General features: G+C 47.1%; 12 protein-coding genes and 2 tRNA genes. 12 read left to right on the top strand and 2 right to left on the bottom strand.

Annotated features, from left to right (window positions below; all coding sequences use genetic code 11):
* Positions 1-330: 330 nt before the first annotated feature.
* A complete protein-coding gene (locus DW657_RS01760) occupies positions 331-3,624 on the top strand; it encodes a glycoside hydrolase family 2 TIM barrel-domain containing protein (protein WP_118311184.1) in 3,294 nt (1,097 codons plus the stop codon).
* A 240-nt stretch (positions 3,625-3,864) separates the two neighbouring features.
* Here the strand turns inward: DW657_RS01760 and DW657_RS18110 are convergent, their stop codons facing one another.
* Both DW657_RS18110 and ribD read right to left on the bottom strand, forming a co-directional pair.
* A complete protein-coding gene (locus tag DW657_RS18110; protein WP_187360455.1) occupies positions 3,865-4,023 on the bottom strand; it encodes a hypothetical protein in 159 nt (52 codons plus the stop codon).
* A 66-nt stretch (positions 4,024-4,089) separates the two neighbouring features.
* Positions 4,090-5,127 carry a bifunctional diaminohydroxyphosphoribosylaminopyrimidine deaminase/5-amino-6-(5-phosphoribosylamino)uracil reductase RibD gene (gene ribD / locus DW657_RS01755; RefSeq protein ID WP_118311183.1) on the bottom strand — a complete coding sequence of 346 codons (1,038 nt, stop codon included), beginning with the start codon at positions 5,125-5,127 and terminating at the stop codon, positions 4,090-4,092.
* Between the two features lie 87 nt (positions 5,128-5,214).
* Here ribD and prmC point away from each other — a divergent pair, with 87 nt between their 5' ends.
* From prmC to DW657_RS01700, 11 genes are all read left to right on the top strand, one after another.
* Positions 5,215-6,117, top strand: coding sequence for a peptide chain release factor N(5)-glutamine methyltransferase (gene prmC / locus DW657_RS01750; protein WP_118311182.1), 903 nt, complete (start codon positions 5,215-5,217; stop codon positions 6,115-6,117).
* A 238-nt stretch (positions 6,118-6,355) separates the two neighbouring features.
* On the top strand, positions 6,356-6,886 hold the full coding sequence (locus DW657_RS01745) for a regulatory protein RecX (RefSeq protein WP_118311181.1): 531 nt from the start codon (positions 6,356-6,358) through the stop codon (positions 6,884-6,886).
* A gap of 76 nt (positions 6,887-6,962) precedes the next feature.
* The gene (locus tag DW657_RS01740; RefSeq protein ID WP_118311180.1) at positions 6,963-7,691 is read left to right on the top strand and encodes a ComF family protein; all 729 of its coding nucleotides are present in this window, start codon (positions 6,963-6,965) and stop codon (positions 7,689-7,691) included.
* Positions 7,692-7,785: 94 nt separating this feature from the next.
* The gene (gene pyrE / locus DW657_RS01735) at positions 7,786-8,418 is read left to right on the top strand and encodes an orotate phosphoribosyltransferase (protein ID WP_089543320.1); all 633 of its coding nucleotides are present in this window, start codon (positions 7,786-7,788) and stop codon (positions 8,416-8,418) included.
* Positions 8,419-8,435: 17 nt separating this feature from the next.
* A complete protein-coding gene (locus DW657_RS01730; RefSeq protein ID WP_089543321.1) occupies positions 8,436-8,897 on the top strand; it encodes a polyketide cyclase in 462 nt (153 codons plus the stop codon).
* A gap of 13 nt (positions 8,898-8,910) precedes the next feature.
* Entirely contained in the window at positions 8,911-10,248 is a 1,338-nt protein-coding gene (argH, locus tag DW657_RS01725; protein WP_118311179.1) for an argininosuccinate lyase, read from the top strand.
* Between the two features lie 132 nt (positions 10,249-10,380).
* Positions 10,381-10,995 carry a hypothetical protein gene (locus DW657_RS01720; RefSeq protein ID WP_158577298.1) on the top strand — a complete coding sequence of 205 codons (615 nt, stop codon included), beginning with the start codon at positions 10,381-10,383 and terminating at the stop codon, positions 10,993-10,995.
* A 119-nt stretch (positions 10,996-11,114) separates the two neighbouring features.
* Positions 11,115-11,187, top strand: a tRNA-Gly gene (locus DW657_RS01715).
* Between the two features lie 20 nt (positions 11,188-11,207).
* Positions 11,208-11,293 (top strand) — tRNA-Leu (locus tag DW657_RS01710).
* Between the two features lie 22 nt (positions 11,294-11,315).
* Positions 11,316-12,323 (top strand): DUF4369 domain-containing protein, encoded by a 1,008-nt coding sequence (locus tag DW657_RS01705; RefSeq protein WP_118311177.1) that lies wholly within the window; start codon positions 11,316-11,318, stop codon positions 12,321-12,323.
* Positions 12,324-12,356: 33 nt separating this feature from the next.
* Positions 12,357-13,907, top strand: a complete 1,551-nt coding sequence (locus tag DW657_RS01700; protein ID WP_118311176.1) for a YifB family Mg chelatase-like AAA ATPase — start codon at positions 12,357-12,359, stop codon at positions 13,905-13,907.
* The last annotated feature ends 126 nt before the right edge of the window (positions 13,908-14,033 follow it).

Raw genomic sequence — 14,033 nt, 5'->3', positions numbered from 1 at the left:
CCAGGGCATCGCCCTGGGTATAATAGCAATCAATAAGACGCCCTGTAAGGGCAAAAGCTTTGTTTACTGCTTGGTTCTTTGAAAGCTTTTGCCCTTACAGGGCGACGGGGTTGCGTTCATAATTACCCAGGGCGATGCCCTGGGCTAGGAGCTTCTGCCCTTTCAGGGCGTATTGGATAATTTCAACCATACAGGTCGGTTTATTTTATCCTCCAGGATACGAAAATACAAAAATAATTTGGAGGTTTCAGGAATTAATCGTAAATTTGCACCAAATCTAAACAGATTCATAACTAGCTAACTTGTAATTATTAATAATTCAACCAGACAATGAAACAAAAACATTTATTTTGGGGAGCTGCGGTTGCATTGACCTTCCTCTTCAGCGCATCAGCTATTGCACAACCTAGACACACCAAGAAAAAGGTGAAGAAGGTGGTGGAGACCAAAGTTGACGTTTGTCCGTTTACCGACAAATGGGTAGAAGACGAGACTAAGTTTGAGGATCGCAAGGAAAAGGCGCACGCTACTTTCGTGCCTTATTCTTCTACTGCCACCATGCAGAAGGACGATTACTTCAAATTCCCATGGCTTACTCCTAAGCACGCCAACTATCTCCTGCTCAACGGAAAGTGGAAATTTCACTACACAGCCGACTGGAAGCAGGGCAAGCCAGAAAAGGATGATTTCTGGGCTGACAACGCAGACGTTTCTTCCTGGAAGGAACTCCAGGTACCTCTCAACTGGGAGATGGCTGGATACGATGTGCCTGTATATAATAATGTGGGCTATCCTTTCGAGAACAAACCGCCGTTCATCACAGCCTTCAAGGATAATTTCGACAAGAATCCGGTAGGTTCTTATCGCCGTAACTTCAACCTGCCTGAGGGTTGGGAAACAGGAAAGCGCGTGTTCCTGCACTTCGACGGTGCCTGCAGCGCCATCGTGGTTTGGGTAAATGGTAAGTATGCCGGTTATTCACAGGGTGCCAATACTGATGCTGACTTTGATGTTACCAACCTCGTCCGCAAGGGCGACAACAACGTATCGGTTCGCGTTTACCGCTGGAGCGACGGTTCTTACCTGGAGGGACAGGACATGTGGCATCTAGGGGGTATCCACCGCGATGTTTATCTCGTAGCTACTCCAAAGACCTTCGTGGCAGACCATTACATCACATCTGCCCTGAACAGCGACTATACATCAGGCAACCTGAATGTTGACCTGACTATCAATAATGCTGCCAAGGAGAAATCTGAGAAGACGCTGGAGATCGAGCTCCTCGATCCACAGGGTAAGTCTGTTGCCAAGCAGTCTGCTCAGGTAGCGATGACTGCCAAGGATGCTCAGAAGAACTGTCGCCTTAGCATCGACAACCTCACCGGTCTGAAGGCTTGGACCTCAGAGCAGCCTAATCTCTATACCGTTATCGTTCGCCAGAAGGCTGGCAACCAGGAAGAGATGGTATTCTCTACCAAATACGGTTTCAGAGAGGTGACCATCAAGGATAAACTGGTTTATGTAAACGGCAAGCGAGTATTCTTCAAGGGTGTCAACACCCAGGATATTCATCCACTCTATGGTCACGCCATCGACGTGGAAACCATGCTTCGCGACGTAATCCTAATGAAGCAGGCTAACGTGAACACCGTTCGTACCAGCCACTATCCTCGTCAGGCTAAGATGTATGCGATGTTCGACTACTACGGATTGTACTGTATGAACGAGGCTGACGTAGAGTGCCACAACAACCACTCACTTTCCAACAACCCTACCTGGCGCGCTGCTTATGTTGACCGCACAGAGCGCATGGTATTGAGAGACCGCAACCATCCTAGCGTGGTATTCTGGTCACTCGGTAACGAGTCGGGCGGTGGCGACAACTTCCAGGCTACCTACGATAAGGTGAAGGAGCTTTTGCCTGGTCGCGACGCGTGGGTTCACTATGAGGGCTACAATCACGGTGCCAAGTACTCTGACTTCGGTTCAGACATGTATCCAAGAATCGAGGTAGTGAAGAAGCAGATGAACGGCCTCAACGACAAGCCTTACTTCATCTGTGAGTATGCTCACGCAATGGGTCAGGCTGTGGGTAACCTGCAGGAATACTGGGATCTCATCGAGGCAAGTACAGGTATTACCGGTGGCTGCATCTGGGACTGGGTTGACCAGGGAATCTACGATACACGCCGCATCCGCAAGGGTCTTCCTCTGAAGGATCCAAAGACCGGACTCCACTACTACACATCCGGTTACGACTATACCAAGATGAACAACGGTTACAGAGGATTCCAGGGCGACTTCATGAGCAATGGTATCATTACTCCAGGCAGAGAGTGGACGGCTAAGCTCACCGAGGTGAAGTATGTTTATAGAGACGTGAACTTCGAATCTTTCTACAGCCGCGTACTCACCTTGAAGAACAAGTGCGCATTCACCAACCTTGCCGACATCTATGATCTCAGCTACGAGGTGCTCCGCAATGGCGTTTCTGTAGAGAAAAACCAGGTGGCTATCCCATCTGTATTGCCAGGCAAGACATGCGATATCAACATCCCATACACCACCGCTGTAGATGATAAGGCAGAATACGTCATCACCTTCAGCCTCATCCTGAAGAAGGCTACTTCATGGAGCAAGAAGGGTTATGAGATGGCTCAGCAGCAGTTCAAGCTTTCTGCAGAGAACGCAGGTAGCACATCTGTTGCCGACCCAACCTTCGTACAGAAAGATCATGGCAAGTTGCCAGCAATCCAGGAGAAGGGCAAGCTGAAGGTGAAGGATAACACCATCACCGGCAACGACTTCAGCATCACATTCGCTGAGGATGGAACCATTGCCAACTGGACTTATCGCAATACTCAGCTCGTTCAGCCTAATGCTGGTCCTGACTTCAACGGCTTCCGCCGCATCGCCAACGACAACGTAAACCTGGGTGCTACAGGTGGTGTTGCCAAGAACGAGAACAAGGAAGAGGGTGCACTCACCGGTAAGAAGATGATGGTGAAGGCTCCTAAGAAGCAGGGCAAGAACGTGGTTGTGGAGACTGCCGTTACCAACGGTAAGGATACTCACCAGATTGCTTACATCATCTATCCTAACGGAACCGTGGATATGAAGGTGACTACCAACAATTCTTCTGAGGAAACCCGAAAAATTGGTATTGCCATGCAGTTTGCTCCTGGTTTCGAGAATGTGGAGTATTATGCCAAGGGTCCTTGGAGCAACTACATCGATCGCCAGAGAGGTTCGTTGTTAGGTTTGTACAAGACCACCGTGGATGGCATGTTCGAAGAGCAGAGTGCTCCTCAGACCATGGGCGACCGCCAGGGCCTGCGCCAGTTGACACTCGACACCAACAGCACGAAGCTGCAGATTACCACCGAGGGCATGGTAGCCTTCTCGTTGTCTCACTTCGATGATGCCCAGTTCAACTACGACGTATTCTATGGTGGCAAGCATCCTTACGACCTGGTACGCTCTAACCAGATTTTCGCTCACTTCGATTTCTGGCAGCGTGGCATCGGTAACCGCAGCTGTGGTGGCGACTCTTGTCTGCCACAGTACATGACTCCGACAGGAGCTCATGAGTTCACTTTGCGCTTCACTCCGATGGCGAAATAAGGAAATAGAAATATGGGTATTATAGATCATACCCACACGCCCTGAAAGGGCAGAAGCTCCTAGCCCAGGGTAACACCCTGGGTTTTAGGATAAACACAAAAAAGTCGCCCTGAAAGGGCAAAAGCTTTCATTTCCAAAGCTTTTGCCCTTTCAGGGCGATTTTATTATATCACTTTAAACCCAGGGCGCTGCCCTGGGCTAGGAGCTTCTGCCCTTTCAGGGCGTGCTGCGAAATAGCTTTTAGTAATCCTGGATGTAGCCCTTGGTAAACATGTCATACGACAGGGCTTCCAGTTCAGCGAGCGTCATGTGCTCCACGGCGTGCTCTATCTTGCGAATCAACTCGTCTCTCTTGAAATCATCGTTATCGCTCAGGCGCGATGTAAATCTATTGCTCATTTTTTTACTTTGAACTTTGAATGTTGAACTTTGAACTTTATGATTAGCTTTATTGCTCCTATGAAACTATTGGCGCTCATAGGTATTGATGATGTTTCCATCATACGCTTCATGGCTCACTAACCGGATGTTATGAGGAAGCTTTGGCGCTTCAGTTCCGGCAGTTACCACGTTTTCCACAGATGTGGATAAAGATGTTTCTATCCTGATTTCATCCCATAATCCGGCATCAAGGAAAGCCTGATGGGTGATGGCGCCACCTTCTACTATCAGCGATTGCACCTTATTATTATACAGGTACTGCATCATCTGCTTCAACACCTCTTCCTTTCCCTTGGAGAAATCCAAACCCTCGAAACAAGGATGATGGCGGTCGATGACCAGTCGCATCGGATCCTTGCCGCTCCAGTCTCTCACGTTGAGCTGGCTATGGTCACGCTCATCGGTGATTCTACCCACCAGGATGGCATCGTTCTCGGCACGAAGCTTATGCGAAAGCATCTTGGTAAAAGGCGACGAAATCGCCATTCCCTGATAATTATTATCCAGAAAACCATTCGCAGTCTGCGCCCATTTCAGGATGATGTATGGTCGCTGATGGGTATTGAAGGTGATGAAACGCTTGTTCAGTTCGAGGCATTCCGCCTCTAGAACACCCACCGTTACCTCGATGCCTGCCTCTCGAATCTTCTGGATTCCCCGACCCTGCACCTTGGCAAAAGGATCCACGCAGCCACAGACGCATCTCCTTACACCTTTTCTTACGATAAGGTCGGCACAAGGAGGCGTCTTGCCATAATGGGAACACGGTTCGAGACTCACATAGATGGTGGCTTGGCTTAACAGATGCTCATCTTCAGGCTTAACTGAAGCAAAGGCATTGACTTCAGCGTGCCCCTCGCCACATCTTACATGATAGCCCTCGCCGATGATTCTGCCCTCCTCGCTCACGATGACGGCGCCCACCATCGGATTAGGCTTCGCATTCTGCCTACCGTTCTTAGCCAACTGCAGGCAGCGGCGCATGAACATTTCATCTATCTCCTGCTGGCTAAGCGGTTCGCCCGTCAGCGGATTCTGAAAAGATACTTTATTTTGCTCCATATCCTATTTTTTTTCGATTTTCTTACTCATTTTCGATAAAATGTCGTACCTTTGCTCTCAAATCAAATCGCAACAAGCAATATCAAGATGAAAACGTATCAGCAACTTTGGCAATCCCTCACCCCACTTTATGATGCTGGCGAAGCACAGGCTATCGTCCGCACCGTGCTTGATGTGAAGTACGGAATGACTCTGACCGACATAATCTGCGGCAAAGTTAATGAAATATCTGCAGACGAGGAAAGAAAACTGGAAGAAATTATCATAAGACTGCAAAAAGGAGAACCTGTGCAGTATGTTTTGGGCGAAGCCGACTTTGCCGGCAGGACCTTTCATGTGGAGCCAGGCGTGCTGATTCCGAGACCGGAAACCGCAGAACTCTGCCAATGGATAGAGAAGGATATGATCGAAAAATCAATCGTTTCTTCGGAAGATTCTCCAGAAGATTCTTCGGGAAATTCTCCTCAGGCGACAGACGACGCCAGGCGGATTCTTGATATTTGCACAGGATCCGGCTGCATTGCCATCACATTAGGACTCAACATTCCTAATTCTGAGGTTACAGGATGGGATATTTCGGAAGATGCCCTCCGAATAGCACAAGGAAATGTGGAAATGATGAAAGCCGGAAATGTCAGAATAGAACATCAGGATGCATTGGCTTTGCCAAAAGCAGCAGAAGCAGCAGACCTCATCGTGAGCAATCCTCCTTATATCTGCGAAAAGGAGAAAGCGGATATGGAAAAGAATGTGCTGGAGCACGAACCGAGCCTCGCCCTCTTCGTTCCCGATGAAGACCCGCTAAAATTCTACAGAGCCATCGCCGAATATGCATCTTCAGCACTCAAATCCGGAGGAGCATTATACTTCGAGATTAATCCTATCTACGAAAAGGAGACCCGGGAAATGCTGCTAAAACTTGATTTCAAGGATATAGAAACCAAGGAAGATGCTTTCGGAAAGAAGAGAATGATGCGAGCTATAAAATAGTCTATTAGATAAGCGGATTGCAAATCCGCAAAATAATAGGGTCGAACATTTTTTGACGCCGGATTGCAAATCCGGCGGAACGCCTAACGGAAGACAACGCCTAACGGAAGACAACACCTGGTGATTCCAGAAAGTCCACCGCCAGGCGTCCCTGCGGATTTGCAATCCGCAGTAAAAAAAGGTTCGACCTATCAAAACCGGAGGATTTGTAATCCTCCCAATAAAACATAAATGCATTATGGAATATTATAACAACTCCAAGCGCCCCAAGAAGCCGATGACAGAGCAGAAGGCACTCCTGAAGCTCACCACTCTCTGCACACAAGCCGAACATTGCTCGCAGGAAATGCTCGACAAGATGAAGAAGTGGGAACTCCCAGAGGATGCCATCGCCCGAAATATGGAATTCCTGACCCAGAAGAAATTCATTGATGACGAGCGATTCACTCGCTTCTTTATCAACGACAAGATAAAATACAACAAATGGGGCCGCAGGAAAGTGGAACAGGCTCTCTGGATGAAGCACATCCCGAAGGAAATCTCCGACCCAATCTTCGAAGAAATCGAGGACGACATGTATTTGGAAACCCTCCTCCCTCTCCTAAAAAACAAATACAAAAACATCAAAGCCAAAAACGACTACGAACGCTCGATGAAACTCATCCGCTTCGCCCTCGGCAGAGGCTATGGTATGGAGGTGATTCACAAATGCATCGACAAAATGAAAGAAGAAGATCTGGGAGACATCGATTTCGAAGACGACTTCTAAAGGTTTAAATTCAAAGTAAACATTAGAAGCTAATCATAAAGTTCAATGTTCAAAACTCAAAGTTCAAAGTAACAATATGAAGCTCAGCCTGTTAGGAAACATCATAGATTTTCTCTTTCCCCGTTACTGTGCCATCTGCGATGAGCGACTGCTGGGCACAGAGGAGATGCTATGCGCCACCTGTCTCCAGGATCTCCCGATTACCCCAACCTGGGAAGCTCCCTATGAGAACAATATGGCTAAGATGTTCTGGGGGCGCATTCCTATCGAAAAATGCGCCGCCCTCTTCTATTATCACAGCCACTCCAATCCAAGTTACATCATCTACAAACTGAAATACCATCATCGTCCCGATACCGGAAACTATCTGGGAAGACTCATCGCCAGCAAAGGTATCGAATCAGACTTCTTCAAGGATATAGACGCCATCATCCCTATCCCCATCACGAAGTCAAGAAGGAAGAGCCGCGGCTATAATCAGAGCGAGGAAATAGCCAGGGGAATACAGGAAAGAACCCATCTCCCCATTATCACAGATGCCATCCGACGAGTAACCTTCACCGAAAGTCAAACCCAAAAGGACAGATGGCAGCGACTGGAAAACGTAAAGCATGTATTCCAGCTATCAGATACCTATCACGACAAAGACGGCAAACATCCCATCACCGATCTTGCCGGCAAGCATCTGCTTATCGTCGATGACGTCTGCACCACAGGCGCCACCCTCATCTCCTGCTGCGAAGAACTACAGAAGGCAGGCAAGATGAAATTCAGCATCACCACCATCGGATGGACACACGATTAAAAATCTATAATTAATAAGCCATTTATGATGATTAATCATTTTTTTGTCGTACCTTTGCAGATATAAATTATAATTATTTAATCCTTATATGATTATGGACAAGCTAAAGAAAGAATTCGCATCTAAGTTATTGAAGGTTAAGGCTATCAAATTGCAGCCTAACGATCCTTTCACTTGGGCTTCTGGTTGGAAGTCTCCTTTCTATTGTGACAACCGCAAGACCCTCTCTTTCCCAGAACTCCGCAACTATGTGAAGCTCGAACTCGTACACGCTATTCTGGAGCAGTTCCCAGAGGCTGACGCTGTTGCAGGTGTAGCTACTGGCGCTATCGCACAGGGTGCATTGGTGGCTGACGAATTGAACTTGCCTTTCGTTTACGTTCGTTCTAAACCAAAGGATCATGGTATGCAGAACCTCATCGAAGGTGAGCTCGATCCTAAGGCTAAGGTTGTTGTTGTAGAGGATTTGATTTCTACAGGCGGCAGCTCACTCAAGGCTGTAGAGGCTCTTCGCAAGAACGGCAACGAGATTGTAGGTATGGTAGCTAGCTACACTTATGGTTTCCCAGTAGCAGAGAAGGCCTTCGCTGATGCTAACGTGAAGCTGGTTACTCTTACAGACTACGAGCACGTGGTAGAAGAGGCTCTCGAGACTGGTTACATCAAGCAGGAAGACGTAGAGTTGCTCCACGAGTGGCGCAAGGACCCAGCTAACTGGAAGAAGTAATTTTTTACCCATCAATAATGAGTACAAGTACATTCGAAAGTAATATCAAACAGATTCCTCACAAGCAGGAATCTGTTTTTAATACTTTGAGCGACCTCAACAACCTGCAGGTGCTCAAAGACCGCTTCGAGCAGGTGAAAGACCAGATTCCTGAGGACAAGAGAAAGGAAATGGAGAAACTCAAGGACCTGAGATTCGACAGCGACAGCATCACTATCAACGCTCCTATGGTGGGCGACCTCAAGATGCGCATCATCGACAGAGATTTTCCAAAAACCATCAAGTTTGAAACAGAGAACAGCCCTATCCCATTCAATTTCTGGATTCAGCTACTCCCTACAGGAGAATTCTCTTGCAAGATGAAGCTCACCATCAAGGCTGAGCTCAATATGTTTATCAAGGGTATGGTGAAGAAGCCATTGCAGGAAGGCATCGAGAAGATTGCAGATGCACTGGCGATGATTCCTTACCAGGATTAAAAATAAAGAAATTATGGCACATAAACTTTGGGAAAAGAACTTTGAAGTAAACAAGGAAATCGAACGATTCACCGTAGGTAGAGACCGTGAGCTCGACCTCTATCTCGCCAAATACGACGTGCTTGGCAGTATGGCACACATCACCATGCTCGAAAGCATCGGACTTTTGGAAAAGGATGAGCTTACCCAGCTCCTCGCAGAATTGAAGAATATCTACGCCATCGCCGAGAAAGGCGAGTTTATCATCGAAGACGGCGTGGAGGATGTTCATTCCCAAGTAGAATTGATGCTCACCCAGAAACTGGGCGATATGGGCAAAAAGATTCATTCAGGACGCTCACGCAATGACCAGGTTTTGGTAGATCTCAAGCTCTTCACCCGTCATGAGTTGAAAGAGATTGTTGATGCGGTCAAGATTCTCTTCGATGAGTTGATTCAGAAGAGCAACCAATATAAGAACGTATTGATGCCTGGCTATACCCACCTGCAGGTGGCTATGCCTTCATCTTTCGGACTCTGGTTTGGCGCTTATGCAGAAGGACTTGCTGACGATATGCTCTTCCTTCAGGCTGCCTATCGCATGACCAACCGCAACCCATTGGGTAGCGCAGCAGGCTACGGCAGCTCTTTCCCTCTGAACCGCACCATGACAACCGAACTGCTTGGTTTCGACAGCATGGACTATAATGTAGTCTATGCCCAGATGGGTAGAGGAAAGATGGAGCGCAACGTAGCTTTCGCAATGGCTAGCGTGGCAGGAACCCTGGCAAAGATGGCTTTCGATGCCTGCATGTTCAACTGTCAGAACTTCGGCTTCGTGAAGTTGCCTAAGGAGTGTACCACCGGTTCAAGCATCATGCCTCACAAGAAGAACCCAGACGTATTCGAGCTGATTCGTGCCAAGAGCAACAAGCTCCAGAGCTTGCCACAGCAGATTATGCTCATCATGAACAACCTGCCTGTAGGTTATTTCCGTGATCTTCAGATTATCAAGGAAGTATTCCTCCCAGCTTTCAACGAGTTGAAAGACTGTCTGCAGATGGCTGCCTACATCATCAACAAGATGGAGGTTAACGAGCACATCCTCGATGATCCTCGTTATGATCCGATGTTCTCTGTTGAGGAAGTAAATCAGCTTGCCGCTAACGGAATGCCATTCCGTGATGCCTACAAGACTGTGGGACTGGAGATTGAAGCTGGTGAATTCAAGCCAAACAAGGATATCCATCATACCCATGAGGGAAGTATCGGCAATCTCTGCAACGACAAGATCCAGGCACTTATGGAACAGACTCTCTCTGAGTTCCACTTCGAGCGCATGGAGAATGCAGAAAAGAATCTCTTGAAATAAAGGATATCCCTTGAAATCAAAGAGAATCTTGAAATCAAAGAAATCTCTTAATACATTAGAATCTTTTTGAACTCAATGAAGAAAAAAACATCTATATATAATAAGGTGTATATATATAATAAGGTGAAGAGAATGGCAGCAAAAGCTGTGCTCTTCACCTTTTTGTGTATCTGTCTCATTCTTTCCTCCTCACTTCTGGCATCCTGCGATGCAGACAACAGCATCAGCACCCGATACCCATGCCAGTTTATCTTCCGAACCATCTACCATCCGGGAAGCAGCATAGAGACTGCTCTCCAAGGAGCCGGCACCTACACCATGATTAGTGCCAAAAAGGTAAATAGTGCCTGGAATATCTACTCCACCCTGAACGATGGCAAGAACCATACTGAAACCATCGTCCTCTCTACAGCCAAGGAAAACTATGCCAACTATAGCTATCTAGGAGCAGGAAACGACCAGAAGGATGCCACCAAGAATGGTTTCATCCTCGGCACAACCAACTTCAATGGCTATGTAGCATGGGACAGGCAATGCCTGAACTGCATCCTGCAATATGGCGGTACCAACTATCCGCTGGAGTGGACAGGCAACAGACAATCGGTGATCTGCAACAAGTGTAAAAGAGTATATAGCCTTGAAAATGGTACCATCACAAGCGGTGGACAGGGAAAAGAAGACAAGATGCTGATGCAATATCGGGTAACCTACACAGGTATTGGCAGCGTGCTGACAGTAGGAAATTAGGTTTCTACGAGAAAAAATGCACCTTTTTGAAGAAAAATGGCGTATTTTTTCTTAAAAGTTGTAAATCCATTTGGTGGAACCAGCAATTTATATTACCTTTGCACTCGCAATTAAGTAACGCGGAAATAGCTCAGTTGGTAGAGCACAACCTTGCCAAGGTTGGGGTCGCGGGTCCGAGTCCCGTTTTCCGCTCTAACTCTAACGTTTACCATGCCGCAATGGTGGAATTGGTAGACACGAGGGACTTAAAATCCCTTGGCCAGTAATGGCTGTGCGGGTTCGAGTCCCGCTCGCGGCACTCCTCCCTTAAAATTTTTCTTATGAAAAAATTTGCATACATCATATTTCTTATTTCATCGATTTTACTAACATCGTGTGGTGTCAGTAGTGGTCACTTTAAACTTGAGGGCAAATTTTTAAATATGAATCAAGGTGAATTTTATGTTTATAGCACAGATGGCGGCATGGAAGGCATGGATACCATCAAAGTTGTAGGCGGTAGATTCACATACGAGATGCCCTGCCATGACGATTGTACGCTGATGATCGTTTTCCCGAATTTCTCTGAGCAACCTATCTTCGCAGAATCAGGAGAATCTGTGGAGCTGAAAGGCGATGCTTCCCACTTGAAGGAAATGGAGGTAAAGGGCACCAAGAACAATGAGTTGATGACCAAATTCCGCAAATCAATTCTTGGCAATACTCCGCCACAGGAAAAGAAACAGGCAGAACTCTTCATCGAAGACAACGCAAAGTCGGTAGTAAGCCTCTTTCTCATCAAGAAATACTTCATTGCCACCTCTCAACCAGATTACAAGAAAGCCCTCTCTCTCCTTACTCTGCTGGAGAAAGGACAGCCTAAGAATATTCAGGTAGGTAAACTGAAGCAGCAGATTTCTGCAATGAAAGACGCAGGAGTTGGTGCCAAATTACCAACTTTCACGTCATACGACACAAAAGGAAAGCTCATCTCCAGCACAGAACTGACCAGTTCACCTGTTGCAGTCATCTATACCTGGGCTACATTCAATTATGACAGCCAGGACATACAGAGAGAGTTGAAGAAGCGCCAACGCTCATCACGAGGCAAACTCAAGCTGATGGGCTTCTGCCTGGATGCAAGCAAGAACAACTGCGAGGAAAACATGAAGCGCGACTCTATCAACTGGGCTGTAGTATGCAATGGAGAAATGCTGGAAGACAAGACTTTGAAGAAGTTGGGACTCACTTCGATGCCCGACAACATCATACTTCAAAATGGAAAAATAACAGCCCGAGGCCTTAACAAGCAAGATCTATACAATAAACTAGACCAACTGCTGAAATAATACCGCGAGCTCTAACCTCCTAAAAAAGAGCTTATGTTAGTAAAAACCTATTGCGCAGCAGTCAACGGACTGGAAGTCACGACTGTAACTGTAGAAGTCAGCCTCAACAAAGGCGTAATGTATCACCTTACAGGCTTAGGCGACGAGGCGGTCAGGGAAAGCCGTGACCGCATCGCAGCAGCCATGCAGTATAGCGGCTATAAATTTCCGATAGCCGACATTACCATCAACCTGGCACCCGCCAACCTGCGCAAGGAGGGCAGCAGTTTCGACCTTCCTCTAGCCATCGGCATTTTAGGTGCCAATGGCAACATCCCCGAAGATCATCTCAAAGAATACATGATGGTGGGCGAATTGAGCCTTGATGGCACATTGCAGCCTATCAAGGGAGCCCTGCCTATCGCCATCAAGGCAAGATCTGAACACTACAAAGGTCTGATTGTACCAGAACAAAACGCCCGGGAAGCTGCCGTTGTGAACAATCTGGAGGTTTATGGAATGAAAAACCTCTTTGATGTTATCCAGTTTCTTGGTGATAAATCATCCCCCACCCCAACTATTGTAGATACTCGCAAGGAGTTTTACGAGAACCAGGTTCATTGCGACTATGATTATGCAGACGTAAAGGGCCAGGAAAACGTGAAGCGTGCCTTGGAGGTAGCTGCAGCCGGCGGTCATAATCTCATTATGGTAGGTCCTCCCGGCTCGGGAAAATCCATGATGGCAAAACGACTCCCCTCCATTCTTCCACCCCTTACCCTCTCAGAAAGTCTGGAAACTACCCAGATACATTCTATAGCTGGCAAATTAGGCAAGAACGTATCCCTCATTGCCCAGCGCCCTTTCAGAGCACCTCATCATACCATCTCACAAGTAGCACTGGTAGGTGGAGGAACCTCTCCACAACCCGGCGAAATATCTCTTGCCCATAATGGTGTGCTCTTCTGCGACGAATTGCCAGAGTTCAACAAAACCACCTTGGAAGTTTTGCGCCAACCTCTGGAAGACCGCCACATCAACATCAGCAGAGCCAAATACGCCATTGATTACCCTTGCTCGTTCATGTTTGTAGCAAGCATGAACCCATGTCCTTGCGGCTACTATGGTGACCCTACGCATCATTGTGTCTGTACCCCGGGACAGATACAGCGCTACATGAACAAGATTTCCGGTCCGTTACTCGACCGCATCGATATCCAGTGCGAAATCAGTCCTGTACCTTTCAAGGACATTTCCAAGGCAGCCCCTGGCGAACCAAGTGCCAAAATCAGGGAAAGAGTAATCAGAGCCCGAGAGATTCAGGCAGAAAGATTCAAGGATTTCAAGGGAATACACTGTAATGCCCAGATGACGGAACGTATGATTCATCAATTTGCGGAACCAACAGAGGAAGGAATCAATCTCCTCAGAATGGCAATGGAGAAACTATCCCTTTCTGCACGTGCCTACAACCGTATCTTAAAAGTTGCCCGCACCATTGCCGACCTTGCCGGAAGCCAGCAGATAGAACCTCAACACCTGGCAGAAGCTATCGGATATCGGACACTAGATAGGGGAGATTGGGCAGAAAGAGGACATTTCTAAGACAATTATCAGCCAAAACATATAAGAATTTCGTCCAAAGAAGGGGTATTCTTTATTGCACAGTAAGAAGATTGATTATTAAAACAGCAATACTCAATACAATAGTAAATGATAATGATTGTGCTA

The sequence above is a fragment of the Prevotella sp. AM23-5 genome, from assembly GCF_003473645.1.
Taxonomy (GTDB): domain Bacteria; phylum Bacteroidota; class Bacteroidia; order Bacteroidales; family Bacteroidaceae; genus Prevotella; species Prevotella copri_A.
This window is presented reverse-complemented; position numbering and strand designations above follow the sequence as displayed.

What these genes read in the sequence shown, in the direction of transcription:
- DW657_RS01760 (WP_118311184.1), top strand. Translation starts at nt 331, where the DNA reads ATGAAACAAAAACATTTATTTTGGGGAGCTGCGGTTGCATTGACCTTC.
- DW657_RS18110 (WP_187360455.1), bottom strand. Translation starts at nt 4,023, where the DNA reads ATGAGCAATAGATTTACATCGCGCCTGAGCGATAACGATGATTTCAAG.
- ribD (WP_118311183.1), bottom strand. Translation starts at nt 5,127, where the DNA reads ATGGAGCAAAATAAAGTATCTTTTCAGAATCCGCTGACGGGCGAACCG.
- prmC (WP_118311182.1), top strand. Translation starts at nt 5,215, where the DNA reads ATGAAAACGTATCAGCAACTTTGGCAATCCCTCACCCCACTTTATGAT.
- DW657_RS01745 (WP_118311181.1), top strand. Translation starts at nt 6,356, where the DNA reads ATGGAATATTATAACAACTCCAAGCGCCCCAAGAAGCCGATGACAGAG.
- DW657_RS01740 (WP_118311180.1), top strand. Translation starts at nt 6,963, where the DNA reads ATGAAGCTCAGCCTGTTAGGAAACATCATAGATTTTCTCTTTCCCCGT.
- pyrE (WP_089543320.1), top strand. Translation starts at nt 7,786, where the DNA reads ATGGACAAGCTAAAGAAAGAATTCGCATCTAAGTTATTGAAGGTTAAG.
- DW657_RS01730 (WP_089543321.1), top strand. Translation starts at nt 8,436, where the DNA reads ATGAGTACAAGTACATTCGAAAGTAATATCAAACAGATTCCTCACAAG.
- argH (WP_118311179.1), top strand. Translation starts at nt 8,911, where the DNA reads ATGGCACATAAACTTTGGGAAAAGAACTTTGAAGTAAACAAGGAAATC.
- DW657_RS01720 (WP_158577298.1), top strand. Translation starts at nt 10,381, where the DNA reads ATGGCAGCAAAAGCTGTGCTCTTCACCTTTTTGTGTATCTGTCTCATT.
- DW657_RS01705 (WP_118311177.1), top strand. Translation starts at nt 11,316, where the DNA reads ATGAAAAAATTTGCATACATCATATTTCTTATTTCATCGATTTTACTA.
- DW657_RS01700 (WP_118311176.1), top strand. Translation starts at nt 12,357, where the DNA reads ATGTTAGTAAAAACCTATTGCGCAGCAGTCAACGGACTGGAAGTCACG.